The sequence below is a fragment of the Paenarthrobacter sp. 4246 genome (assembly GCF_040546855.1).
Classification (GTDB): Bacteria; Actinomycetota; Actinomycetes; order Actinomycetales; family Micrococcaceae; genus Arthrobacter.
On the sequence record NZ_JBEPOP010000008.1, the window covers coordinates 195,829 to 219,482 of the forward strand.

A 23,654-nucleotide genomic window follows, 5' to 3' on the forward strand; every position below is an offset into this window, starting at 1 on the left:
TTAGTGGCAGGGGCAAGCGCTCATGGATTCTGAGGCGAAGCAAGCCCGGGACCGCACTTATGCGGTCCCAGGCATGCTTCCAAGGGTCAGCAGGGACGCCAGGACTTTCCGCCCGGCGCGTAGCACCGGGGACCCGTATAGCCAGGCGCTGGGTTCGCCGGGGCTGCGGGTGCCGGTGGAACGTACTGCTGTGCTGGCGGAACATACTGCTGGACCGGCGGCGCAGCCGGGATGTTGCGGATCCGCTCAGCTTCGGCTGCTGCCGCGGCCGCCCGCGCCTGCTCAGCTGCTGCAGCCTCATCGGCGGCCTTCTTAGCTACGGCTGCAGCTTCCTCGGCAGCTTTTCGTTCGGCTTCCGCTCGGGCGGCGGCAGCCACCCGCTCCTCTTCGGCCTTCTTCTCGGCTGCGGCGAGCGACTTTTCCTGATCCTTAACCTTGGACAAGGCGCTCTCCCCACGCGTGATCCTTGCCGTGAGGGCGGTCAGTTTTCCCGCTGCCTCGGCCGACTCGTACGCGGCCCAGACGATGGAGTGCTCCGTGTCCCGGGAGGCCGACAGTAGATCCCGGGCGGCCTTGGCCGTAACCAAAGCAGCGGCCAGACCCGTGGCGTTGGCGCCGGCACCCGAAGAGGTCGTGGCCGGTGCTGCATTCTCTGCCGCGGTCAGCGCCGCCGATGCGGCTGCCACCTGTGCTGGCAGCGTGCACTCAACTGTTTCGGAGAAGAGACCGGCCTTCGCGGCCCGAGCTTCCTGGTGAGCCTCCTCGATAGGCGGAAGGAACTTGCGGTTCGGCTCCACCACCATGGGAACCCCTAGACCTCGTCGTGCGATCTCTGCATTCACCAATTGATTGCTGGCGTTGAAGACTCCAGCCAGTGTTCTGCCGTATTTGTCGTGGCGTTCAATGTCGAACTCCAAACGAACCTTGCTCCCCACGGGAAGCACGTCCTTCAGATGGTCCGCGGCCTCCGGGCCAAGACATTCGGTGGGTTTGTTTGGGTCTTTGGTTTCAGGAGTGTTGATGTTCAACAGGCGGATCGTCTGGTCGTTGTTGTTGATCGATACAACCACGGTGTCGCCGTCGATGACCCTGACGACTGTTCCAGAGTCAGCGTTGGCAGCCGTGGCGACTGCCCAAGTGGTCGCGGCCAGCACCACGGACGTGGCCGCAGCAATTGCTAGCTTCCGCACGTGAGTGAACCTCCCGGGACGGAGAAGTTGAGTGGACAAAAGCTGTGGGGCAGCTTGATGTGGGTGCGCAAATAGTCCCCCTATGATGCGAATGGAGTGATGAGGTGGCTGTTGGGCAGCCGAGAACACTTTAAGCTACAAGTCAGACTTCATGTGCCTACCCCGCGGCACGGGGATTTTGTGACTTCCCCTTGACACAATGGACCATGCTATTCACCAAAAAGTCCCTCACGCAGGACGGTTTCACCGGATTCCGGCCACTCGACGAACTCGACCCCATGCGAATCCCCCAAGGTCCCGGCATCTTCGCCATCCTGTGCCCCGCAGACTTCGACCCCGTATTCCTCAGCAAGAGCACTGCCGGCACGTTCAAGAAGAAGGACCCTGCGATCAAGCGGGAAGCCTTGGAAGCCGAGTGGATTGCGGATGCTTCCGTACTGTACATAGGCAAAGCGAGTGCCGGCAGCCAAGGTAACCGAGGGCTTCGCAAGCAGATTCAGGAATTCATGGACTACGGCCGCGGACGGCCCACCGTTGTCTGGGATGCACGGCTCATCTGGCAACTACGGGATGCCTTGGACCTCATTGTTGCCTGGAAGGAGCTCCCCGCCTCCGAGGTCAATGCCGCCGAAGCTGACTACCACTCTGACTTTGTTTCGACTTTCGGGCGGCTCCCGTTCGCCAACCTCGTCCAAGCCCGCTCCAAGAAGTAGGGAGCAGGGCTCGACGGCGGCAGGTGAGTTCCGCCGTCGGCCTCCCGCCCGCTGGGCGTTCGGCGCATAATGGCAACCATGACGGCCAGCAAGCCAGTTGGAAGCAAATCCGAGGGGCCACGCATCACAGTTGAGGTGCCCGTTCTCCGCATCGGAGACGGAGCCTCTGACTATGAGGGCCTGGCCCGATTCGTTGATGCCCTCCGTAAACCTTCGGGGTTGCATCTGACACTGCTGCACGTCGGGATCCTCGACGACTTGGCCCAGGACATCGTGGCGTGGACCAAGGGAACGGCGAGGCCGGAGTATGTGCTCCCTGGAATCGCCAGTTGGTTGACGGAGTTGCCTGGTTTGGCCGGATTCCTTGGCAAATCGGACCGACTGATTCCCTTGGGTGGCGGACGGGTTATCGGCTTGGAAGTGGATGTTCCACAAGAAGTTCACGACTACCAGGCGCTCCTGCTGCAGGGTTTGCACCTTCTTCTGGATGACCTGGGGCTCGACAATATTGACGACTTCATCTTGAGCTCACCTGCTCTCGGTTACAGATCGCCCCGCTGGGTTCCGCATATTGCTGTCGGGAAGGCCCGCACGCGGCACGAACCGGTTGTCGAAATCGCTCCCGTTGCCATCGAGTTTGGCGATTCCCGCATCCGGAACCGGGAGGCACTTCCGTTGCCGTGACGCGAGGGAAGTTCTACGACCGGTAAAATTGGACGTGTCTACCGTTTTCTACCTGAGGACTTCCATGCAACCCCGCACTTTGTTCCGCACCGTCGCTTTTGCCGAGGCAGTGACCTGGACGCTGTTGCTGATCGGGTTGTTCCTTAAGTACGTCACACGCACCACCGACGTTGGGGTGAGCATCGCGGGTGGCATTCACGGCTTCGTCTTCCTTTGCTACGCCGCGACGGCCGCCTTCACTTGGATCAACCAGAAGTGGTCAACACGCACTGGCCTCCTTGCCATCGTTTGTGCGGTCATCCCCTACGCCACCATCCCCATGGAGAAATCCCTCGATCGCCGGGGTCTTCTCGCCGGTGGATGGCGCCTGGCTGCTGGTGGTGAAGCGCCGCGTGGTGGCTTCGAGAAGGCCCAAGCCTGGGTTCTGCGGAACCCGATCCTTGCCGTTGTTGTCACGCTGGTGGCCGTGGGCGCAGTGTTCAGCTTCCTCTTGTTCATGGGCCCTCCGGGAACCTGGTTCTCCTAACCCGCTGTATGGCCCGGCGGTTTACTTGGTCGTTGCGCAGGGGCGGGCCTCAGGCATGGGGATCATAGAAGCAGGTCGGGGCGCTCACGGGAACCCAGTCGTGCCATCCAGGATTGGAGATTGTTCTCAAGGCTCGCTTCCAGATAACCGGCCGCCCTTCTGCTGCGCTGTCAGCGGTGGGTGGGCACTCGAGCGTCAGGCATCTTGTGTCCTCGGAGTCGGGGCCATCATCCCGGCAGTGGAAGTCCGGCATAAGCACGTACAACCCGTCGGCCGAAACGATGGATCCCTGCGTCAACTCCGGAATGGTAGAGGTCGGAAGTGCCGACGAGGCATCCGCTGAGGCTGCGACGGACGCCGCCTCTCCACCTTGGCAAGCTGTCAAAAGAAGCACTCCAGACACAGCCAGGATGGCCGCGCGTAGACCGGCGGGGGCTGATTTGCGGGCAAAAAGGACTCGTGTCATTTGGGCTCTCCCTGTGAATTGGGTGGTGTTTCGAACAGCCTAGGTTGGTTGTTCGAACTGGTCGAAGCGATGCTCCGGCACCTGTGGATATCGTTCTGAGCGACTCTCGGCGACGGGTGAGAGTGCGGCGTGCAAACCTTTGAAATGCCCCGAATTCGGGCACAGCGTCATGACACGTCGTCCCGTTTGGGGACGGTGCCTGGCTGTGACTAGCGCGTTGCTCCGGGGCAGCCCCAGGAGTTGGGGTTTTCCTGGCAGGTGTCGGCGACGAGTGCTCTTTCTGTTTTCCAGACGTGGATGGTTTTGGCCGGTGTGGTGATGTCGAGTGTTCCGTTGATGGGTAGGGGTGGGCCGTTGTTGACGGAGTAGGTGCCGGTGAAGCTGGTGGTGAGGCTGGCCTGGTAGTTGCCGGTTTCGGTGTAGGTGTGGCTGGTGCGGGTCTCGTTGCTGAGCCAGTCGGTTTCGGGGATGGAGTAGCCGGCCACCGGGGTGGGTCCGAGCGCGGTGCCGTCGCCGAAGGTGTAGGTGTAGTTGGCCGGTGTTGCGGTCAGGTGGACTGCTTGACCGAGGATGGTGACGTCGAAGCCTTGCTCTGCGGTGGTGGCGTAGAAGTTGGTGGGTCCGCCTTTGAGGGTGTGCGGGAACGGTTGGGCTTCGAGGGTCCCTGGGGTGACGGGGAGTTGTTGGAAGTCGGTCAGGATGCGGGCGGCGATGTCTTCGAGCACGTTCCCGGGCTCGGCGTCATACAGACACGCTGGCTTGCCGTCGACAGGCTGCCAATCGGTGAACGTCGGGTTGGTAATGCCCTTCGGTGCTTGCATCCAGATGACTGGTGAACCCTTCTCGCCATCAGGTGTTGTAGGCGGACACTCAAGCGCCAGACACCCCATCTCCCGAGCACCCGGACCGCCAAGGGTGCAACGAAGGTCAGGCTTGTACTGGTAGGGATCCTCGGCCGCGGAAGTACCCCCGAGAGCTGGAGTCGACTTCCCGGTTACCGGATCAAATGACCAGTTCGCCTCCAAGTCGACGCTGCCATTTGAGTCGTTCAAGCTAATCCACTCATCGCTGGTCGCGGCAACACTCGTGCTGGAAATGGTCAAAACGAGTAGGGCTGTAAGCGCGAAAGAGAACGCGTACAGGAGCGTTCGGTCAGCGAATGACACCGGTGTCCACAACCTTCCACGCGGTTTCAAATTCAGCAAGGATCACGAAAGTGTCGTTGGTGGCTGCGTCTGAGGGCCGCCCTTCTGTACCGTCCGCGTTGTAGTAACTAATCGCATCCTGTATCACTTGGGCCCTTGACAGGTGGGGGCTAGTGTCAGCATCCCAATCCATTTCAACGGTTGCTAGATGTAAGGTTCCGCCAGCTATCCAACGACCGTCTCGGTAACTATCGACTGCTGCTTTCTGCATGTGGCCACATAGTTGGCATCCTGTTGAGCTGAGCGTAGAGAGAACCGATAGCTCACCAGTTTGGTTTGCGTAATTCTTGACCGCGTACCAGTACCCGATAAACGCCTCCAACCCAGCCTTCGAGTTCTCCTTCGCCAACTCCGGCATCACGGGAACAGGCACATTCTCGGCCTTCCCCTTGGCGTCCGCGGGTTTGTACACGGCGGATGTCGGCGGACTTTCCGGAGTAGCCGAAGCCGCCGGAACCGAAGCGCTGGTGGTGGGCGACGCCGTCGTCGAACTCGGTTCGGAGGGTGGCGCGCTGGGTGTGGTGCCGCCCTGGCAACCCGTGAGGAGCAGCGCCAGTCCAACTGCTATAGCTCCCGTCCGGGCCAGGACTAACGGAAAAGTGGCAGACGAAAGGCGTGGCATGACAGGCTCCCCAGCAGCTGTTTTGGCGGTGTGCCGGTCAGTCTAAGCAGCGGGCTGGGAAAGTTTCATGTCAGAAAGAGCGACCTGTGGATAAGTGCCAGCTGGGCCCGCGAGAGTCACCTACCCCCGCAGCTTCTCCATATCCCTACGGTCCTTCTTGGTGGGACGGCCGGCGCCTCGGTCTCGCTGGGGAAGGCCGAGTTTGGGAGCGACTGGGCGCGGGGGAGTGTGGTCGGTGAAGCAGTGTGAGGCAGCTTCGGCTCCGACGCGTTTGGCGATGAGTCGTCGGACTTCGAGGATCCGTTCCCAGCCGGATTCGCGGACCCGGATGGTGTCGCCGATGATCACGCTTTGCGACGCTTTGACCGGGTTTCCGTTGATGCGGATGTGCCCGGCACGGCAGGCAGCGGTGGCGGCCGAGCGGGTCTTGTAGGCGCGGATCGCCCACAACCAGGCGTCGACGCGGACGTTCGCTGGAGAGGAAGACGGGATACTCATGATTGGAACGAGTCTAACCGGGGTCCGCTCGGCGGGGCCCAGAGGAACAAACTACCGAACCGTCACCTCAACCACTTGCGCCATGTTGTTTCCGATGCCCTGGTAATTCCACACTTGGTCGGTGGGCTGCAGCGCGCCGGACGTATCCATAGCCCGGCAGCGCAGCACGTGCTCGCCCGGACTCGCGACCCACACCATGGACCACGACCTCCACGCGAAATCACCCACGGGCGGGTCCACATGAGCGGGCATCCACTCGCCGTCGATCCCTACCTCCACCCGTTCCACCTCGCCGTGGCCTGACCAGGCGCGGCCGTGCAGCATGACCGGACCGGAGTCGACAATGCGGCGCCGCGTGAAGAAATCAGGAATCCCGGGAGGCACCATCAGCGATCGAACCCGGATGTGTGTGACGGGCAGCCCAGGCCCATCAGGCCCTTGCAGATAGTGGTAGGCGACCGCCTGCTGGAAACCCATGAACCGCGACGTCACAGCCTCGATCGACGTCAACCACTTCACACTCGCCATGCCATACCACCCTGGCACCAGCAGCCTGAGAGGGAACCCGTGTTGGATTGGCAGGGCGCTGCCGTTCATGGCGTAGACCAGCATGACCTCGGGATGCATTGCCTCGGCGATCGAAAGACTGCGCGCATACGGCTCTTCGACGCCGCCCTGGACGCCGGAGTCAGCACCGGTAAAGACCAGCTCGACGGCGTCACTCGCCAAACCTGCCTCCTCCAGCAGGGGTGCCAAGGGAGTTCCGGTCCACTCGGCGGTGCCCACTGCTCCGAGGACCCACGGCTGACTCAACGGCCGCGGTTCCAAGAGGGACCGGCCGTTCCCTGCACATTCCATGGTCACTGGCATGGTGACTGCGGGTCTGGCCTTGATGTCCTCAAGGCTCAGTTCGAGGCTGTGATCCACAGCCCCGCCCAGCCGCAACCGCCAGGTGTCGGCGGGAACGTGCGGGATGTCGAAATGGATGAGCAGGTAGTGGAGACCTGCCGGCGTGATGTCGTCGTGCAGGGCCTCCAACGGCATGGAATGGTTCCGGCCAGAGAGTTGCAGTTCTTCGTGGGTCAGGGGACCTTCGGTCGGCTGCCCTGGGGCGGCGGCTTTCGCTGCTCTTTGCTTGACGGGGTGCTTGGACATGGGACGGCGGCGTTCTACTGGAGGCTAAACGCTGCGGATTGCCGCAGCACTTAGGACAAGGATCACGCCGCGGCCGAACCCCGTCAAGAGTCTGTTGTGAGGCCCGCTCTGCGCACAAAAGGAAGCCCAAAGCATGCAGAGCGGGCCTCACAACTGAAAGCGGCTACCGGCGTCGTAGTTCCGGGTACTCAAGGTGCGGTGCAACGGTGCCAGCGTCGCGTTCAAGGAAGTTCACGGCGGGAGCCACGATGTCGTCGATTTCATCCAAAACGGCCTCGCTCAGCACCACGTCGGCTGCCTTCAAATAGTCGGTGAGGTGTTCTTCGGTGCGGGGGCCGATAATCACGCTGGTCACGGCAGGGTGGTTCATGGCGAACGCTACGGCAAGCTGGATGAGGGTTAAACCATGGCGGGCCGCGAGCTGCGCCAAAGCGTCGGCGGCGTGTAGCTTGCCCTGGTTGAACGGTGCGTTCACGTCGAATCTGCCGGGAAGGGCGGAGAAGCGCGAACTTTCTGGCTGGCCCGCACCCACCCGGTAACCGCCAGCCAGCCACCCGCCGTCGAGCGGTCCGTAACTCAAAACCCCGACGCCGTACTGCTGGGTGATGGGGAAAACGTCACGTTCGTTGGCGCGCACCAGAAGCGAATAGGGCACCTGGTCAACCACGGGCGGCGTGAGGTGGTTGGTGTTCGCGATCCACTGGGCCTCAACAAGCTGGGCGGGGCTGAACACGGACGTGCCGTAATAGAGGATTTTGCCCTGCCGAATGAGGTCGTTCAGCGCAGTGATGGTTTCCAGGAGATCGGTGTTGTAGTCCGGGCGGTGCGCTTGGTAGAGGTCAATCCTGTCCGTGTTCAGCCGCCGCAAGCTGTCCTCAACAGCCCGGACGATCCAACGGCGCGAATTGCCCGCGTGCGCCGGGTTGGAACCCATCTGGCCGTGGAACTTGGTGGCGAGGAAAACGTCGTCGCGCCTGCTGTGGATGGCCTGGCCAACCACTGTTTCGGCCTCGCCCTGGGAATAGATGTCCGCGGTGTCGACGCTGGTGATGCCGGCGTCCAGTGCGGCTTTGATGATACGGATGCTCTCGGCGGGACCCGTGGGTGCAGCGCCGGTGCCGAAATTCAGGGTGCCCAGCGTGAGGGGGCTGATCAGGGCGCCAGTGCGTCCAAGCGTTCGTAGCTCGTTGAGGCTCATGTCGGCTTCCTGTGGTGGGACGGTGCTGATGGTCGGTGCGGGTGTCCAGGCGCAAGTCGGTGGCCACGGACGGGATGTTCAATCGAGGCTACACACGGCCGTCGGAGGCATAAACGCAAGCGGTAGAACTTCTTCGTTTTTCGTCTTGCGAAGTAATGGAAGAGGCCTTACTTCGCGACATTTCTTGACACGCGGCAACACAAATGTCTTTCGAATCAACAAATATTGCTGTTCCCGGAAGCAGGTGAATTATGGGAAAGGAACTCAAGCAACGCACGAATAGGGGACAGCGGAATGACACAGACCACAGTGGAAGAAACGGCGGCCATCAAGGCTGCCTTTGCGCAGTTCCCGTCCGGAGTTGCGGCGTTCAGCGCCATGGTGGACTTCACGCCGGAAGCCCTGGTGGCATCGTCCTTCACCGTGGGTGTTTCACTGGAACCGCCGCTGGTGATGTTTGCCGTGCAGAACTCCTCCACCACGTGGCCGAAGCTCCGCCAGGCCCAACGTTTGGGCGTGTCGGTGCTCGCCGAGGGACAAGAAGCGGCGGCCCTCCAATTGGCCTCCAAGACTCGCGACCGTTTCGCCGGGCTGGACACCAGCGTGAGCGACTCAGGTGCAGTGCTGATCGACGGTGCCGTGCTGGGCTTCGAATGCGAAGTTGTCTCCGAGACGCCCGCCGGTGATCACGCGATCGTGGTGCTGGAGGTCAAAGCGACCACCATCAACCTGGAGTCAAGGCCGCTGATCTACCATGGCGCATCGTTCCGGCAGTTGGCTGCCTAGACGCCGCTAGGAGTTGCGGCTGGCGCTGCTGAGCGAACCTTTTCGGATCGGGCTCGGAGACTTCCCATTCTTGGAAGTGTTCGGGCCCGATTTCTTTGCGCCATTGCCATTGCCGCTGCCGGTGGAGCCGCCACCGTCGTTACCGGAGCCGTTTTTGCCGCTGCCACTGCCGGCCGGTTTTTCCGGAGCATCCGGCGTGTTGGGGCCTGGCGTCTTCCCATTGGACGACGACGGCGTGGGCTCGCCGACGTCGCGGACAGTCACCTTGATGGCGGGCGGCTGCTCAGCCTGAGCGCGGGCGGCTGCACGACGATCGGCCTCGGCCACGGCATCAGCCCAGTCCTTCGCCAAGACCGGCGGTTCCTTGGTGGCTGCCACGAGAATCGGATGGTGGGCGGCTTGGTTTTCCACCACCGACTTGACCTCCGCTGGCTTGGGAAGGTTGCGAGGGTCTACCTTGGCCTTCCACGCGCCGTCCTTGACAGCGGCCGACGCACCCGAGAGCCGCCGTCGAACGTCTCCCATGAGGTCGCGCTTGGGCGCGGCGGGATGGGCAGGAGCGGAAGGCTCGGCGGGCTTCGCCGCTGGCGGAGCTGCCGGCGCGGCGGCAGCCTTCGAAGCCGGCGCAGGGGCAGAGGCCTTTGCCGTAGCAACCGCCATAGGAGCCTGCGCCGCGGTGGATCCAGTTTCAAGATAGGCGAGGTCATCCAGAGGCGATTCAACAGCTGCTGGAGACTCGACGCCGGTCACAGGATCAGGGACGCGTGCGGGGCGCGGCGGCAAATGGACGATGGGAGTGGTCTCCTTCTTCGGGAAAATCCCCACCATCGCCAGGAGAATAATCGACAGCAGTCGCCCGACTCCCGCTACCACCAACGTGATGATGATGACCAACCCGAGACCCAGGAACATGAGGACAGCAAGTCCCAGTGTTCCCAAATACGTCAGGTTGATGGCGAGTGTTGTCGGATCCTCCACGTAGCCTCCCCTGGCTGTCGTTTTGTGATGCGCGCATTGCCCACCCAGCTTGCGTATCTAGCCTAAGGTCCAACACCGACGGAATCACGCGCCGCCCCCTACTCTCGCGGGGTTGTTTCAAAGCTGTTATACGGCGTGGGAAAATATGTTGCCCAGCTCTCATTTACAGCCTCAGATTGGGACCTCGTGACCCCTGACCTTGCCAGACTCCGCAACGGCACCTGCCCCTGCCTCTCCGGGGATCAATACGACGATTGCTGCGCCCGGTTCCACCGCGGTGACGCCGACGCGCCCACTGCCAGCCAACTCATGCGCTCTCGATATTCGGCCTTCGTCGTCCTGGACCCCAGCTACCTCCTGCGCACTTGGCACGCCTCCACCCGGCCGGAATCCATGGACCTCGATGCGGATATGCAGTGGCGCAGGCTGGACATTGTCTCGACGTCCGGTGGAGGCCCCTTGGACACTACGGGCACCGTGGAGTTCGCTGCACACTACAGGCTCGACGGCGAACGCGGCGTCCAGCGGGAAGTCAGCCGCTTTGTTCGGGAGGGCAAGCGATGGTTCTACGTGGACGGTGACGTTCGCTAGCGCGTCACCGATAGTTGCGGTGCAGGTTTTCCTTGGTTGAGGCCCCGGGCGAGGCATCGCCGATCCACGGGCCGGTACCTTCGGACTGGTCCAGGACTCCGGCCTCCAGCCAGGCGTAGTCACCGGCGAGGACTTTGCGGGAGAGTCCGTGATCGCCGTCGTCAGTGTTCCTCCACAGCTGGTCGAAGTATTCGTCCACCCGGACGCGGGCCTGCTCACAAAATGCCTCGGCCAGTTCAAAAGCGGTGGCGCCTTGTTCCGGGTGTTTGCGGAGCAGCATTTCGGCCCGGGAGCAGCACGCGGCCATGGCGAACAACTCAGCGCCGATGTCCACGATCCTGCCCAGGAACGCCTGCTTGTGCTCGAGCTTCGCCTGCCACCTGCCCATGCCGTAGAAGGTTTGCCGTGCAAGCCGCCGCGAGGATCTCTCAACGAACCGCAGCTGTTTGGCCAAGCGCCCGAATTCCGCGTAGGACCGGGGATCCATGCCGGCGCCCGCCACGAGTTTCGGCAGCCATTTCGCGTAGAAGCCTGAGGCCCCGACGGCGGCCCTCGCCTTGTCCTGCAGGCTTGCATCCGCTGAAGCGAGGTCGCCCGCGGCGGCAAGGTGTGCGTCCACCGCTTCGCGGGCGATCAAGAGTTTCATGATCTCGCTGGAGCCTTCGAAAATCCGGTTGATGCGGAGGTCCCGGAGCTGTTGCTCGGCGGCGACAGCACGCTCGCCCCGGGCCTCAAGGGAGTCGGCGGTTTCGAAGCCCCGGCCGCCACGGATCTGGACAAGTTCATCGGCGATCCTGCAGCTCAATTCAGTGGACCACAGCTTGGCCAGCGCAGCTTCGATGCGCACATCCTTCTGGCCGGCGTCGGCCATCTCGGCGGACAACTCGAACACCGCTTCCAGCGCAAAAGTGGTGGCGGCGATGAACGCGATCTTTTTGCCCACAGCTTCGTGCTTGCCGACGGGACGTCCCCATTGGGTCCGGGCGTTGGACCATTCGCGGGAAATCTTCAGGCTCCACTTTCCGGCTGCAACGCACAGGCCAGGGATGGAGAGACGTCCTGTGTTGAGGGTGGTGAGAGCAATTTTGAGTCCTTGGCCTTCGCGGCCGAGCCGGTTGGCCGCGGGGACCCGGACCTGGTGGAAACGGGTCACGCCGTTTTCGATTCCACGCAGCCCCATGAAGGCGTTGCGGTTCTCCACCGTGATGCCAGGGGAATCCATTTCCACAACGAACGCAGAGATCCCGCCCTTGTGCTCGGTCCCGTCAGAATCGGTGTGTGAAGGGACCCGGGCCATGACCACCACCAGTTCGGCGATCACACCGTTGGTGGTCCACAGCTTCACGCCGTCCAAAAGGTAAGAACCGCCGTCGTCGGACAACACTGCTGTGGCGCCCATGCGGGCGGGGTCGCTGCCGACGTCGGGCTCTGTCAGGAGGAAAGCGGTAATGGCGCCGGCGGCGCAGCGCGGCAGGTATTCCTGTTTCTGTTCCGGTGTGCCGAATTCCTTCACGGGCTCCGGGACGCCGATGGACTGGTGCGCAGAAATCAGGGCGCCGAGGCTTGGATGTACCGATCCCAGCAGGGCGAGGGCGCGGCCGTAATAGACCAGTGACAAACCCAAGCCACCGTATTCCCGCGGAATTTTCATGCCAAAAACGCCCAGGTCGGCGAGCCCCCTGAGGTATTCGTCGGGAATTTTGGCATCGCGTTCAATCACGCGTCCGGACATGGTTTTGGCGAACGTGAGGAGGCGGCCCATGAATTCCTCGCCCCGCTCCACGTCGTCTGCCCGTGCTTGAGGCCAGGGGTGGATCAGGCTGAGGTCGAAGCTGCCCAGGTAGAGGCCCTTGGCGAAGCTGGGCCGGTTCCATTCGGTTTCCCGGGCAGCCTCGGCGACGGCGCGGGCTTCTTCTGCTGTGGCGTTGACGCTTGCGGCGGCGAGACTGTTGTCAGTGGCGGACGTCATGGAGTAACTCCTCTAGCCGGTTGTACCGGATGGAGCCAGGGTCCGCCGTGGGTGGGAACCCTTCAGCTGTCCCTCAATGCTACCCGCGGGTAGCTACCCGTGCCAGAGGAAATTTGTGGCTGGAATTCGGCCGGAATTTCCACTTGTCCTGCGTGGTGAACCAGTCGGTCCCACGCGAAATTAATGCCATGGACAAGACCACCCAGAATGCCTTTGACGGCGTACCAGACCATGCCCATGGTGCCAATGAGAATGATTGTTGCCATTGCTGCTGCTGCGATGAATGCCACTAAGAGTGCAGCGAATACCAGCGTTCCAATAACTACGTAGGTGCCTGTTTCCAGCGCAGTGAAATCGAAATCCATGGTTCCCCCCGGAGCGACGGTGCGTGGGTCGGCGCGGCGTGGCTGCGTCGATGTTCTGACACTAGGGGTGGGCGCGCTTTCCGGCCAGAGCCGAAACGCCTCGCAACGCCGTTGATACGGGATCGAAACCATACCGCACGGTAGGTTACGAAATGGTTGCGGTGGGGAGGCTCTGACGCTCTGCGTTAACCTTGTACGGGGCAGTTTCCGCTGCCAGCCAGGTTTCGCAGCAGCTGAAGGAGAGTAATTGTCCCGTTCAGCCATGTCCTCCGCCGACGCCATCAGCGCGAGGCTCCGTGACCTCGAACAGCTGACCAAAGGCCCTGCGTGGACTTTGACCCGATCGGCACCGTGGGTGATCGCCGTGCTGCAAGCATCCTTTACCCGCACCCGGCCGCAGCTTCCGCTCGAAGAGTTCCATGCCGACGTCGACGCTTTCCTTGAGCAGCTCCGGCGCCAGGACCCTACCTTGGGCGGTCAGCAGAACGGCAAGCTGTTCGGCGACGAATGGACGCGCAAGCAGTTCCTGACCCGACGCAACCAGTCCGGCCAGATCGTCTACGAAGTCACAGAACCCGCCGCCCGCGTGCTGGCGTTCCTGGACAGCCTGTCCAGCGAGCGTTCCACGCTGAATGGATCGCGGCTCGGCACGCTTCTGGGAGATGTGGAGAAGCTGGCCAACGAGACCAATCCGGACCAGAGCGCGCGGTTGGAAGCCCTGGAGGAGGAAATCCAGGAGCGGCAGCAGTTGGTGGAGGACATCAGCTCGGGCGAATTCGACGGCCTTCTGGACGACGAAGACGCTGTGGAAGCAGCCGGCAACATCCTGGACCTCGCCGCCAGCCTGCCCGCGGATTACAAGAAGATGCGTGACCGCATCGAGGAATTGGTGGGCGAACTCCGCAACCAGATCATCGAGGAGTCCCTGAGCAAGGGCGCCACCATGGCCCAGGTTTTGGAGGCCGACAAGCGGCTGCGCCAAAGCCCCGAGGGCCGCACCTTCCGGTCGTTCACGGCTTTCCTGGAGGACCCGCAGCAGCAATTGCGCTTCCGCTCGGCGATCGGCGAAGTGTTGAGCAGGCAATTCGCCGACGACCTCTCCCACGAAGACCGCGAGACGCTCAAAAACCTGGTGGCTGAACTGCGGCAACAGCACAGCCAGATCCAACGTATCTACGGCAAGCTTTCCGAGAGCCTGAATACGTATATCCAGAGCGACGATGTCCGGCAATCCGTCAGCCTCCGCAAGGTGCTGGCCGAAGCCGAGCAAGCCATCCGCTCCATGCCGTACGAACGGGACCGACCCGGCTTGATCCCAGGGCCAGTCCTGTTCAACGCCGGGTTCGAGTCGCTGGCGATGGTCAAACTTTTCGACCCCGACGAATTCGCCACACCCCCGCGCCTGGCCGACCCCATCGCGTTCAGCGACTCCGACCGGGTGCGGTCTGCGCGTACCGGCAAGGCCAAGCCAGCCGTTATCCGGGCAGCCATGGCCGGCGCGGCCACCTTGGGCGACGCCTGGGAAAACCTGCCCGCCGAGGAACGGCACATCAACACCGTGCGCACCCTGCTGTCCATGGCATTACAGGGCGGCGCTGCCTTCGACCGGGCCGTCTGGGAACACATCGACTTCGAACAAATCGACGGCAGCATCCGCACGGCGTACCTGCCCGTCGTCACGCTGAATGAGGATTCTGATGACTGAGGAAATAGCAACAGAGGAAATCACGACGGCGGATGGCGCCCAAGCGGACGAGGTCACCGAGGAGGTGGCCGAGTCGGTTGAACCGGCGGCCGAGATCAGCCATGCGGATCCGTTCCGGGTGACTCCGCGTGACTCCTTCGTGGACGGCGCCGCACTGTTCCCGGGTGACACCGGCGTGCTCCCCATGAAGGTGCGGCATGCACTGGTGAAGCTCCTCAAAGGCCCGTACATTGACGGCGGTCGCGACGAGAAATTGTGGACCACCCTCTTGGACAATCAGCTGATCCTCCGCAGCCGCCTGTCCGAACTGTTCCTTACCCTCCAGCTCGATCACGACCGCAAAATCGCGGTCCTCCGACCAGTCGACCCTGAAATCATCGGCGCGAGCTCCCGGTCCAGCATCCTTCGGCAGCAGCGTGCCCTGAGCCGCGTGGAGACCATCGTTCTGCTCCGCCTGCGCCTCCTGCTGGACCGCCACGTTACCGCCCAGACGGACCCGACGATCACCCGCGAAGAAATTTCGGACCTCGTCGCCAACTACACACCCGCAGGCCAGCAAGACGCCCTGCGCGACTCCGACGTAGTCACCCGCACCATCACCAAACTCCTGGCCCGCCAACTCATCCTCCCCACCCCGCTGGACGACAGCTACACCATCAGCAACGCCCTGCCCTTGGCTTTGCCCTTCGAAAACATCGGCGACATCCCAGCCCAAATCGAGGCCTTGATAGCAGTAGCCGCCGACGAATCCGGAACAGAGCCCCTCCTGGACCTGGACTCCGACTCCAACCAACCCACGCCCTCAGGTGACGACCTGGACGAGGACCCAGAAGGTGACGGGTCCGCTGAGGCGGGCGCCGACGTCGAGCGTCCTGCGCCACCTGTCACCGCCGAGGGTGAAGTGCAAGCCGGAGCCGGAGCGATGGATGCCGGCCCGGGAGTGGCATCGGGCCTGTCGAAGCCGCGCGTGGAGCTGATCGAAGATCAGCCGCGCGGCGAAGGGGCGGGGCCGGTATCCATCGCGCAGGCGGACGCAACCACGACTGACGGGACACAGAAGTGACCATCGCAAGCATGCTCCCGCTCGGCGAGCTCACAAACCCGGGCCAGATGCGTTTGGCACTCGTGCAGGTGGTCAACTGGGGCACATTCCACGGGGCGCACACCATGCATGTGGACCGCAAAGGTACCCTCCTGACGGGTAACTCAGGCGTAGGTAAGTCGACGCTTTTTGATGCGATGCTCCGGGTCTTCGATGCCCGTCCGCGCTCGAATGAAGCTGCTGCCCAGCGGTCCGGCGGCGCTGTGGAGGACAAGAGGACCACGTTCACCTACATGCGCGGCAAAGTGGGTGATAAGGCGGTGGGCGACAGCTCGGCCAGTGCCTTCCAGCGCCCGGGCGCCACCTGGTCCGCCGTCGCGCTGACGTTTGATAACGCGGCCGGCACGAAGGTGACGGTTTCGGCGCTGTTCGATCTTCCAAAGAACGGCACGGAGTCGAGCGTCGGGCGTTTCTATGTGATCGACAGCAAGCCGTTGGACCTTGAAGCCATTGAGGGGATCGCGCAGAAGCGGTTTACCAAGGGCGCGCTGGAGTCGATCTTCCCGGATGGCCAGGTTTTCGACGTCCACAAGGCGTTCGCCGAGCGTTTCCGAAGGCTCCTGGGCATCAACTCGGACCAGGCGCTTCCCCTGCTGCGCGTGATCCAAGCCGGTAAGGGTTTGGGCGGCAGCGTGAATACGTTCTTCCGCGATCAGGTGCTCGATGCTCCGGCCACGTTGGCCGCCGCTGATGATGTGGTGGAAGAATTCAGCAACCTGATGTCCATCCGGCAGCGGTTGGAGGATGTGCGGCAGCAGCGCGACCAGCTGGCACCCGTACCGGGGCTGAACAAGGAGTACGCGCAGGCGTTGCTGGACGCGAACCGTCTCCGGGAGTTGGCCGGCGAGGAGTTTGAAGCGTACAAGCAGCAGCTCGCGGTCACCGTGCACGCCAAGACGCTGGCGCGGTTCAAGGAGCTGGCCCAGTCCAAGGCCCAGGAACTCGCCGCCGAGCGCACCGTGCGGGACGCTTTGGCCAAAGAGCTCCGCAACCTCGAACTGGATTACAACAACCGTGGCGGCAACGCGATCTCGGCCATTGAGCAGTCGTTGGAGAACGCCAAGGTTGGCCTGAAGCTCCGTCAGCAGGTGGAGGATTCGGCCCGGAAGGCGCTGGCCGACGCCGGGTTGAGCCTCGAGTGGTCCGCCGAGGGGTGGGACCAGGCGCACGAGCAGGCAGCAGCTCGATCGGCAGAGTTGAAGGACGATTCGGATGCCCTGAAGGAGCTTCGTTTTGAGGCGTTCGACGGGCACGCCACCAAAAAGCGAGAACTCGCAGCGGCCCAGCAGGAACTCCTGTCGTTGCGGTCGCGCAAGTCCTTGTTGCCGCCGTCGAGCATTGAAAACCGCGCCGCCATCGCAGCCGCAACAGGTGTCCCGGAAGAGCGGATGCCGTTTGGCGGCGAGTTGATCGACCTCGCGGAGGGTCAGGACCAATGGCGTCCGGCCGCCGAGCGCGCGCTGCGTAACCTGGCCACCACGCTGTTGGTGCCGGGGGAGCACTTCGCGGCCGTGACACGGTACCTCAATGACAACACTGTCCGCGGAGCCCTGCGCGCCGTTGACGTGTCCAAGCCGCTTGCCGGTGGCGCGCTGGCTGTGGAGGACGTGTCCGACGGCGACCTCTTGACGAAGTTGAGCATCCTCACCTCGGGCGCCAACGCGGACGCCGGAGAGTGGATCCGCGAGCGGATCGCCGTGGACTTCGCGTACCCGTGCGTGGAAGACCCGGACGAGCTCGCCCGCCTGGACAAAGGCTTGAGCCTGGGCGGGGTAGTCAAGCGCAACAGGCACACGGTGGAAAAGGACGACAGGTTCACGAGCCGGCAGGATTACGTCCTGGGCTTCGACAATGCTTCCAAATTGGAGCTTGTGGCAGCCCGCGTGGGCGAATTGGAGAACGAGCTCGCGAAAGCCGCAGAACTTGCGCAGAGCCGTGAGGATTCGCACCAGGGCATGGCCCGGCAGCTCGAGGCGCTCCGCCGTGTGGCTGAGGATGAGCGGCCGTGGGAGCAAGTTTCCGCAGCCGTCGCAGCGGATGAGCTTGCCAGAATTGAGCAGCGCCTGACGGATGCACTGGCCGCGCAGGCGGACCTTGAACCGTTGCGGGCCACTATTGAGTCCGTACGCGACAAGCATCAGTCCTCCACAGGTGCCGCAGCCGTGCTGCAGAGCGAATACAAAGCGCTGGACCACAAGATGACCACGGCTGACGGCCTGCTCGACGCGGCGAGGCTGAAGCTCGAGCAAGCACCGCCGTCGGCCTCTACCGTCACCGCGCTGGAACCGTACTTTGACGGCGTCGGTGAGGTCTCTGAACTGTACGAGCTCGACAACCTGGCCAACAGTGTCCGCAACAAACTGCTCGACGAACTGCATACCGCGGAATCGCGCGGCCAAGCGACGGCCGAGCGGTTGACCCGCCTGTTTGAGGCCTTCGTGCGCGACTGGGGAAGTGCCATCAGCGCCGACCACGGTACGTCGATCGGTGCTGCAGGGGACTTCGAATCCCGGTATCACGCGATTGTGAGCGATGGCTTGCCCGCGCAGGAGGCCGAGTTCCGGCTGTTCTTCAACCAGCGCACTCACGAGTCGTTCAGCACGCTCCTGCACCTGTTGGACGAGGAACGCCGCAGCATCACCAGTCGTATCCTGCCCCTTAATGGCATTCTCTCGCAGGTCAATTTCCACGAGGGCAGCTTCCTGGAACTGGACATCAAACAGACGCTTCCGGCCACGGCAAAGCAGTTCAAGGACGCCATCCAAAACGCCCTGAAGGCGAAGCACACGCGGCCGTCGCGCGGCGCCGCTTCAGTCACAGAAGTGGACGACGACGCCGAACTCACCGCGCGTTACAAGTCACTGGAAACCTTGGTCAAACGTCTTGGATCACAAACCCCGGAGGATCGCCGTTGGCGGTCCGAGGTGTTGGACGTTCGTGGGCACCTGTTTATCCAGTGCAAGGAGCACCGTGAAGTTGCTTCGAAATCGGGCAAAGCCGGCACCGGCAAAGCAGCCAAGCGAAAGACCGAAGTCTTCATGCATGCCGACACCGGCTCCATGTCCGGCGGTGAGCGCCAGCGTTTCACGGCGTTCATCATGGCTGCGGCCCTGAGTTACCAGCTGGGCATTGCAGAGCAGGGCTTCACGACCTACGGCACGGTGATGATGGACGAAGCGTTCGTGTTGGCTTCCGAGGAATTCGCGGGTGCAGGCATCAAGGCACTTCACGAATTCGGGTTCCAGTTGTTGCTTGCTGCCCCGGAAAATGTCATTGACCTGTCCCGGCACCTTGGATCCGTCACGGAAATCCTCCGCGACAAGCGCACCAACCGTTCCGGCGTGCTCACGGCTCCGGTGATCTCCGGACCGGGCGAGCCTGGTGCATGGCGGTCCGAAGCCAACCCGGTGGACATCGTCCTGCGCTGACATCACCTCTCACCCGGCGGGCCCAAGTAAGTAGCAGATGATGCCCTTTTGAGGGTTCTAAACGGCACCTGCTGCTACCTACTTGGGACGAGTCAGTTACTTCGCGCGGACCCGGTCCAGGAACTGTTCGGTCCGCTGTTCCAGTCCGGCAATCTGTCGAACAACGACGGCGGCCGGGTCCGGGTTGATCTCGTTGACGGGCGGTTCCTTCCGCACGTTGGCGCTACAGCCGAATTCGGCGCAGATCAGTGTCCCCACGGTGTTCCCGTCCTTGCCGGATTGTCCGGCCTTCTTGGCAACCCACAGGTAGACGTCGTCTTTGGAAAACACGTCTCGGCACAATTCGCAGAGGACTACCCGCCTCTTCCCCGAGCCGCCTTCAGGCGCGCGGAGCAAAATGCCGGTGAGCTTGCCCCGGTGCGGAACCACGAGGTATCCGCGCTGGGGCATTTTCTCGTCCCTCCAGCCGAGGAATTCCAGGTTGTCCCAGTTGATGGTCTCGAAGTCGCGGGGGAGGTTGACCTTGGCAGCCTCGGATCGGCTGGCGTTGATGAAGGATGAACGGATCTGTTGGGCAGAGATTTTCTGCATGGCGATGCTTCTTTCGGAAATGGTCGACGTCCGCGCGCTTCTGGTGGGCGCGCGGGAATGAGCAGAAGGCGTCGGTCATCGGAGAAAGAGGGCACTGCAAAGAGACCCCAAAATGGGTGCTGGGCGGAGTGCCTAAAGGGATGCCGACGTGAGGGGGAGTGCCAAGCAGGCCAAAGCGGCCACCTCGCCAACCGTGGCTGCAGCAACTGAAACAGTGCGCACGCTCATCCCCTCGTTCATATCCGTAAGAAGCGGTAGTCCGCTGTCGCCCATACTTTCAAATCTGCAGGGCAACTGTCCACTGCGAGAGCGTTCAGTTGAATAGCGCGGGATGTGCGAGAGCGTTCAGTTTAAGAGCGCGGGATGTGCGAGAGCGTCCGGTTGAAGGGCTCGGGAAGTGCGAGAGCGTCCGGTTGAAGAGCGCGGGATGTGCGAGAGCGTTCAGTTGAAGAGCGCGGGATGTGCGAGAGGGTGTGATCTGCATCTCATTTCGAAAGTGCGCCGGATTAGGTGACGCAAACGTTTCTTAATTATCGGCAGGCTAGGCTAGCCTTACTTAGGTTCGCATCACTTACTTAAGGAGTATCGTGGCTTCCCTTCTTCCACGCCGCGCCCTGCTGAAAACAGCAGGAACCGCGACGGCCGCTTTGGCCGCCGTCGCTCTTACCCTCACCGGCTGCTCCACTGGCCCGTCAACTTCCGCTCCGGCTTCTGAGCAGGCAGCGTCCACGGCTTTCCCCGTGACCATCAAGAACGTCTTTGGTGAGACCACCATCAAAGAGCAGCCCAAGCGTGTAGTCACCGTCTCGTGGGTCAATGACGATGTCGCCATCGCCCTGGGCGTTGTTCCCGTAGGTGTGCCGAAGAACGAATGGGGCAACAACGAGCAAGGCTCCACCCCCTGGAAGGACGCAGCACTCGAGAAGCTCGGCGCCGGCTTTGGCACCGACAAGGCTCCGGTCCAGTTCTCCGAGGCAGACGGTATCAACTTCACCGAGATCGCCAAGCTCAGCCCGGACGTCATCCTGGCTGCATACTCGGGCCTGGAAGAAGCCGACTACAAGAAGCTCAGCGAAATCGCCCCCGTCGTGGCGCAGCCGGAGCTTGCCTACGGCACCCCATGGCAGGAAAGCACCACCTTGATCGGCAAGGCACTGGGCAAGGAAGCCGAAGCCAAGAAGCTGATCGAAGACACCGAGGCCACCATCAAGGACAAGGTCTCCAAGTTCCCGCAGATCAAGGATAAGACCTTCATCTACGGCAACCTCGAGCCCGCCAAGGGCGACGGCGCCAACGTTTACACCGCCATCGACAACAGGCCCCGCTTCCTCTCCGAAATCGGCATGAAGCTGGCTCCCGTGGTTGAGCAGAACACCAAGTCAACTACTGAGTTCTTCATCCCGTGGTCCGCTGAGAAGGCCAACGAGCTCGAGTCCGACATCTTCGTCACCTGGGTTCCGGACGCCACCACGGCAGATGCCATCAAGGCTGATCCACTGCTCGGACAGATCCCGGCCATCAAGAAGGGCGCCCTGGTTGCCGATTCGGACAACACTCTGACGCTCTCCATCTCCGCCTCATCGCCGCTGAGCTTGCCGTGGGCACTGGATACGTTCCTGCCGCAGCTGGGTAAAGCAGCAGACGCAGCGGGCAAGTAACTGCAATGAAACTGAGTACGACGACGGCAGTCCAGGGGCGGGGCAACGGCACTTCGGTGGCGGGCCCGGGAGGCATCGCCCCTGAAACTGCTGGAACCGGAGGGGGAACCGGTTCCCGCAGCACCGCAGGCAAGCGCACCGCTTGGCTGTTGGCGGCCGTCGTCGTACTCGTCGCTGTCTGCGCCGCATCCTTGGCGATCGGCGCTCGGGGGCTTCCACTTACCACCGTCTGGGAAGCCCTCACTAACTTCAATCCGGCAGACGGTAACCACGCAGTAGTCATCGCCCGGATTCCCCGCACTGTCCTGGGCCTGCTTGCCGGAGCCGCACTTGGCCTTGCCGGCGCAGCCATGCAGGGTGTGGCCCGCAACCCGCTTGCCGATCCCGGGATCCTGGGACTCAATGCCGGCGCTGCCTTGGCCGTGGTCGTGGGGATCTACGTTTTCGGCATTGGCTCGCTGTCCGGCTACATCTGGTTCGCCTTCATCGGCGCCGCAGTGGCCGCCGTCGTGGTTTATGCCGTTGCTTCCCTGGGACGTGATGGCGCGACGCCGGTCAAACTCGCCCTCGCGGGTGCTGCCCTGAGCGCAGGCCTGTTCTCCCTGATGAACGTCATCCTGGTTTCGAGCCAGGACACGTTCGACCGTTTCCGCTTCTGGCAGGTGGGCACCATCGGTGGACGTGACTGGTCCGTCCTCCTTCCGGCGCTGCCGTTCCTTGCAACCGGGGCGTTGATCGTCCTGGCTGGCGGTCGCATCCTGAACAGCCTGGCCCTGGGCGACGACATTGCCCGCGGCCTCGGCCAAAACGTCACCTTGGCCCGCAGCATCACTGGGCTGGGTATCGTGCTCCTCTGTGGATCCGCTACTGCTGTGGCCGGACCGATCGCCTTCCTGGGCCTCGTCATTCCGCACGCCGTCCGTTCGCTCACAGGTCCGGACTACCGGTGGATCCTGCCATTTTCCGCAATTGCTGCCCCTGTCCTGCTGATCAGCGCCGACATCGTCGGCCGCGTGATCCTTCTCCCTGGTGAAGTCCCGGCAGGAATCATGACCGCCATCATCGGCGCCCCCGTCTTCGTCTGGCTCATCCGCCGCGGCAAGGGGGCCGGACTGTGACAACCGTCCACAAACTCCCCACCGAGTTGGCACTTAACACCAATAATTCCCACAAACATGGGCATCATCTGTCACTTCGGCGCGTACTGAGCCCCACGTTCTTCCTCGGGCTGGCAGTTATCGTCATGTTCGCGGTCTATGTGCTCCTGGGCAGCTACACCGTGACCATTCCGGACTTCTTTAAGATCGTCATCAACCACCTGACCGGTGGGGAGAAGATCCCCGGGGCCAGTTTCATTGTCATGGAACACAAACTGCCGCGAGCAGTAGTGGGAACCATGATCGGCGTCGCCTTCGGCTTGGCAGGCGCCCTGTTCCAAACGATGCTGCGCAACCCGCTCGCCAGCCCGGACATCATCGGCATCAGCTACGGTGCCAGCGCGGCAGCCGTGACGGCCATCGTCGTTTTCGGTGCTTCGGGGGCCGTCGTTTCAGGGGCTGCGCTCGGCGGAGCGCTGGGGGTCGCAGCCATCATCTACGCAATCTCGCGCGGTGGTTCGGGCGCAGGTGGAGGCAGCCGGGGCAATGCCGCCGGCAACCGTCTCATCCTGGCAGGCGTCGGCATCGCCGCAGCCCTGCACGCAGTGGTCAACTTCCTGATGACCCGGGCTGACATCCGTACTGCAGCCGATGCCCTCATCTGGCTGAACGGATCCTTGAACTCCGCAACCTGGGACCGGGCAGCTGTCCTGGCGGTCTCCTTGCTGGTCCTGATCCCCGCGGTCATTGCCTTGGCAGGCCCATTGCGTATCCTCGAGCTTGGCGACGACGCCGCCGCGGGCCTTGGGATCAAGGTCAATGCCGCCCGGCTGGGACTGGTGTTGACCGCCGTCGGACTTGCCGCCGTCGCAACTGCCGCCGCCGGTCCGGTTGCGTTCGTCGCGTTCCTTGCAGGTCCGATCGCCCGCCGGATCGTCCGCAAACCGAGCCTCCCGGCGTCGGCCCTTACCGGTGCGCTGATCGTGCTCCTGGCCGACTTCTTCGCCTCCAACATCGCTCCCGTCATCCTCGACGGAACCGTCCTCCCGGTCGGCGTCATCACCGGCGCCCTCGGTGCTCCCTTCCTGCTGTGGCTGCTGGTCACGTCGAACCGAAAGGAGGCCTGA

Annotated in this window: 21 protein-coding genes and 1 pseudogene; 12 read left to right on the forward strand and 10 right to left on the reverse strand. The window is 62.7% G+C overall.

The genetic code is table 11. From position 1 onward, the window contains the following. Positions 1–86 precede the first annotated feature (86 nt). On the reverse strand, positions 87–1,190 hold the full coding sequence (locus ABIE35_RS16370) for a thermonuclease family protein (RefSeq protein ID WP_354516526.1): 1,104 nt from the start codon (positions 1,188–1,190) through the stop codon (positions 87–89). Between the two features lie 206 nt (positions 1,191–1,396). On the opposite strand from ABIE35_RS16370, the gene ABIE35_RS16375 reads away from it, so the two are divergent. From ABIE35_RS16375 to ABIE35_RS16385, 3 genes are all read left to right on the forward strand, one after another. Further along, positions 1,397–1,903: a hypothetical protein gene (locus tag ABIE35_RS16375; protein WP_354516527.1), complete on the forward strand. Its 507-nt coding sequence runs from the start codon at positions 1,397–1,399 to the stop codon at positions 1,901–1,903. A 78-nt stretch (positions 1,904–1,981) separates the two neighbouring features. Then, entirely contained in the window at positions 1,982–2,587 is a 606-nt protein-coding gene (locus ABIE35_RS16380; RefSeq protein WP_354516529.1) for a hypothetical protein, read from the forward strand. 34 nt (positions 2,588–2,621) lie between these two features. Continuing rightward, positions 2,622–3,113 carry a DUF3817 domain-containing protein gene (locus ABIE35_RS16385; protein ID WP_354516530.1) on the forward strand — a complete coding sequence of 164 codons (492 nt, stop codon included), beginning with the start codon at positions 2,622–2,624 and terminating at the stop codon, positions 3,111–3,113. A 675-nt stretch (positions 3,114–3,788) separates the two neighbouring features. Here the strand turns inward: ABIE35_RS16385 and ABIE35_RS16390 are convergent. Together ABIE35_RS16390 and ABIE35_RS16395 are read right to left on the reverse strand one after the other, a co-directional pair. Then, the gene (locus ABIE35_RS16390) at positions 3,789–4,400 is read right to left on the reverse strand and encodes a PKD domain-containing protein (RefSeq protein WP_354516532.1); all 612 of its coding nucleotides are present in this window, start codon (positions 4,398–4,400) and stop codon (positions 3,789–3,791) included. Positions 4,401–4,731: 331 nt separating this feature from the next. Then, entirely contained in the window at positions 4,732–5,142 is a 411-nt protein-coding gene (locus ABIE35_RS16395) for a DUF6318 family protein (protein ID WP_141286371.1), read from the reverse strand. Between ABIE35_RS16395 and ABIE35_RS16400 the strand changes: the two genes are divergently transcribed. Further along, positions 5,072–5,452 (forward strand): hypothetical protein, encoded by a 381-nt coding sequence (locus ABIE35_RS16400; protein WP_354516585.1) that lies wholly within the window; start codon positions 5,072–5,074, stop codon positions 5,450–5,452. The two genes, ABIE35_RS16395 and ABIE35_RS16400, sit on opposite strands and share 71 nt — an antisense overlap. A gap of 74 nt (positions 5,453–5,526) precedes the next feature. Here the strand turns inward: ABIE35_RS16400 and ABIE35_RS16405 are convergent, their stop codons facing one another. The 3 genes from ABIE35_RS16405 to ABIE35_RS16415 form a co-directional block, all read right to left on the reverse strand. Further along, complete coding sequence (locus ABIE35_RS16405) at positions 5,527–5,904, reverse strand: RNA-binding S4 domain-containing protein (protein WP_018779945.1); 378 nt, start codon at positions 5,902–5,904, stop codon at positions 5,527–5,529. A 51-nt stretch (positions 5,905–5,955) separates the two neighbouring features. Then, positions 5,956–7,059 (reverse strand): sulfite oxidase, encoded by a 1,104-nt coding sequence (locus ABIE35_RS16410; RefSeq protein ID WP_354516534.1) that lies wholly within the window; start codon positions 7,057–7,059, stop codon positions 5,956–5,958. 163 nt (positions 7,060–7,222) lie between these two features. Further along, positions 7,223–8,257 carry an aldo/keto reductase gene (locus tag ABIE35_RS16415; protein ID WP_354516536.1) on the reverse strand — a complete coding sequence of 345 codons (1,035 nt, stop codon included), beginning with the start codon at positions 8,255–8,257 and terminating at the stop codon, positions 7,223–7,225. Positions 8,258–8,551: 294 nt separating this feature from the next. Between ABIE35_RS16415 and ABIE35_RS16420 the strand changes: the two genes are divergently transcribed. Beyond that, complete coding sequence (locus tag ABIE35_RS16420) at positions 8,552–9,043, forward strand: flavin reductase family protein (protein WP_354516537.1); 492 nt, start codon at positions 8,552–8,554, stop codon at positions 9,041–9,043. A 6-nt stretch (positions 9,044–9,049) separates the two neighbouring features. Here ABIE35_RS16420 and ABIE35_RS16425 read toward each other — a convergent pair whose 3' ends face one another. Then, positions 9,050–10,021 (reverse strand): hypothetical protein, encoded by a 972-nt coding sequence (locus ABIE35_RS16425; protein ID WP_354516539.1) that lies wholly within the window; start codon positions 10,019–10,021, stop codon positions 9,050–9,052. A 135-nt stretch (positions 10,022–10,156) separates the two neighbouring features. On the opposite strand from ABIE35_RS16425, the gene ABIE35_RS16430 reads away from it, so the two are divergent. Beyond that, positions 10,157–10,612 carry a YchJ family protein gene (locus ABIE35_RS16430; protein ID WP_354516541.1) on the forward strand — a complete coding sequence of 152 codons (456 nt, stop codon included), beginning with the start codon at positions 10,157–10,159 and terminating at the stop codon, positions 10,610–10,612. 4 nt (positions 10,613–10,616) lie between these two features. Here the strand turns inward: ABIE35_RS16430 and ABIE35_RS16435 are convergent, their stop codons facing one another. Together ABIE35_RS16435 and ABIE35_RS16440 are read right to left on the reverse strand one after the other, a co-directional pair. After that, positions 10,617–12,581 carry an acyl-CoA dehydrogenase family protein gene (locus tag ABIE35_RS16435; protein ID WP_354516543.1) on the reverse strand — a complete coding sequence of 655 codons (1,965 nt, stop codon included), beginning with the start codon at positions 12,579–12,581 and terminating at the stop codon, positions 10,617–10,619. A 62-nt stretch (positions 12,582–12,643) separates the two neighbouring features. Beyond that, entirely contained in the window at positions 12,644–12,946 is a 303-nt protein-coding gene (locus ABIE35_RS16440; protein WP_354232830.1) for a hypothetical protein, read from the reverse strand. Positions 12,947–13,193: 247 nt separating this feature from the next. Here ABIE35_RS16440 and ABIE35_RS16445 point away from each other — a divergent pair, with 247 nt between their 5' ends. From ABIE35_RS16445 to ABIE35_RS16455, 3 genes and pseudogenes are all read left to right on the forward strand, one after another. Beyond that, on the forward strand, positions 13,194–14,651 hold the full coding sequence (locus tag ABIE35_RS16445; protein ID WP_354516546.1) for a DUF3375 family protein: 1,458 nt from the start codon (positions 13,194–13,196) through the stop codon (positions 14,649–14,651). Then, positions 14,644–15,498: pseudogene (locus ABIE35_RS16450) on the forward strand (DUF4194 domain-containing protein); the annotation flags it as partial. The gene ABIE35_RS16445 and the pseudogene ABIE35_RS16450, both read left to right, overlap by 8 nt. A 212-nt stretch (positions 15,499–15,710) precedes the next feature. After that, a complete protein-coding gene (locus ABIE35_RS16455; protein ID WP_354516548.1) occupies positions 15,711–19,181 on the forward strand; it encodes an ATP-binding protein in 3,471 nt (1,156 codons plus the stop codon). Positions 19,182–19,277: 96 nt separating this feature from the next. On the opposite strand, the gene ABIE35_RS16460 is transcribed toward ABIE35_RS16455, so the two are convergent. Then, positions 19,278–19,772, reverse strand: coding sequence for an FBP domain-containing protein (locus ABIE35_RS16460; protein WP_354516549.1), 495 nt, complete (start codon positions 19,770–19,772; stop codon positions 19,278–19,280). 587 nt (positions 19,773–20,359) lie between these two features. Between ABIE35_RS16460 and ABIE35_RS16465 the strand changes: the two genes are divergently transcribed. From ABIE35_RS16465 to ABIE35_RS16475, 3 genes are read left to right on the forward strand one after another with little or no spacing between them, the layout of a single operon-like run. Further along, positions 20,360–21,430, forward strand: coding sequence for an iron-siderophore ABC transporter substrate-binding protein (locus ABIE35_RS16465; protein ID WP_354516551.1), 1,071 nt, complete (start codon positions 20,360–20,362; stop codon positions 21,428–21,430). 5 nt (positions 21,431–21,435) lie between these two features. After that, the gene (locus tag ABIE35_RS16470; RefSeq protein WP_354516553.1) at positions 21,436–22,548 is read left to right on the forward strand and encodes a FecCD family ABC transporter permease; all 1,113 of its coding nucleotides are present in this window, start codon (positions 21,436–21,438) and stop codon (positions 22,546–22,548) included. Further along, positions 22,545–23,654, forward strand: coding sequence for a FecCD family ABC transporter permease (locus ABIE35_RS16475; RefSeq protein ID WP_354516555.1), 1,110 nt, complete (start codon positions 22,545–22,547; stop codon positions 23,652–23,654). The genes ABIE35_RS16470 and ABIE35_RS16475 overlap by 4 nt, the downstream gene beginning before the upstream one ends.

Excerpts from the sequence above, each read along its gene's own strand:
- ABIE35_RS16375 (WP_354516527.1), top strand. The coding sequence starts at position 1,397 with ATGCTATTCACCAAAAAGTCCCTCACGCAGGACGGTTTCACCGGATTC.
- ABIE35_RS16380 (WP_354516529.1), top strand. The coding sequence starts at position 1,982 with ATGACGGCCAGCAAGCCAGTTGGAAGCAAATCCGAGGGGCCACGCATC.
- ABIE35_RS16390 (WP_354516532.1), bottom strand. The coding sequence starts at position 4,400 with ATGCAAGCACCGAAGGGCATTACCAACCCGACGTTCACCGATTGGCAG.
- ABIE35_RS16395 (WP_141286371.1), bottom strand. The coding sequence starts at position 5,142 with ATGCCGGAGTTGGCGAAGGAGAACTCGAAGGCTGGGTTGGAGGCGTTT.
- ABIE35_RS16405 (WP_018779945.1), bottom strand. The coding sequence starts at position 5,904 with ATGAGTATCCCGTCTTCCTCTCCAGCGAACGTCCGCGTCGACGCCTGG.
- ABIE35_RS16410 (WP_354516534.1), bottom strand. The coding sequence starts at position 7,059 with ATGTCCAAGCACCCCGTCAAGCAAAGAGCAGCGAAAGCCGCCGCCCCA.
- ABIE35_RS16415 (WP_354516536.1), bottom strand. The coding sequence starts at position 8,257 with ATGAGCCTCAACGAGCTACGAACGCTTGGACGCACTGGCGCCCTGATC.
- ABIE35_RS16420 (WP_354516537.1), top strand. The coding sequence starts at position 8,552 with ATGACACAGACCACAGTGGAAGAAACGGCGGCCATCAAGGCTGCCTTT.
- ABIE35_RS16435 (WP_354516543.1), bottom strand. The coding sequence starts at position 12,581 with ATGACGTCCGCCACTGACAACAGTCTCGCCGCCGCAAGCGTCAACGCC.
- ABIE35_RS16440 (WP_354232830.1), bottom strand. The coding sequence starts at position 12,946 with ATGGATTTCGATTTCACTGCGCTGGAAACAGGCACCTACGTAGTTATT.
- ABIE35_RS16460 (WP_354516549.1), bottom strand. The coding sequence starts at position 19,772 with ATGCAGAAAATCTCTGCCCAACAGATCCGTTCATCCTTCATCAACGCC.
- ABIE35_RS16470 (WP_354516553.1), top strand. The coding sequence starts at position 21,436 with ATGAAACTGAGTACGACGACGGCAGTCCAGGGGCGGGGCAACGGCACT.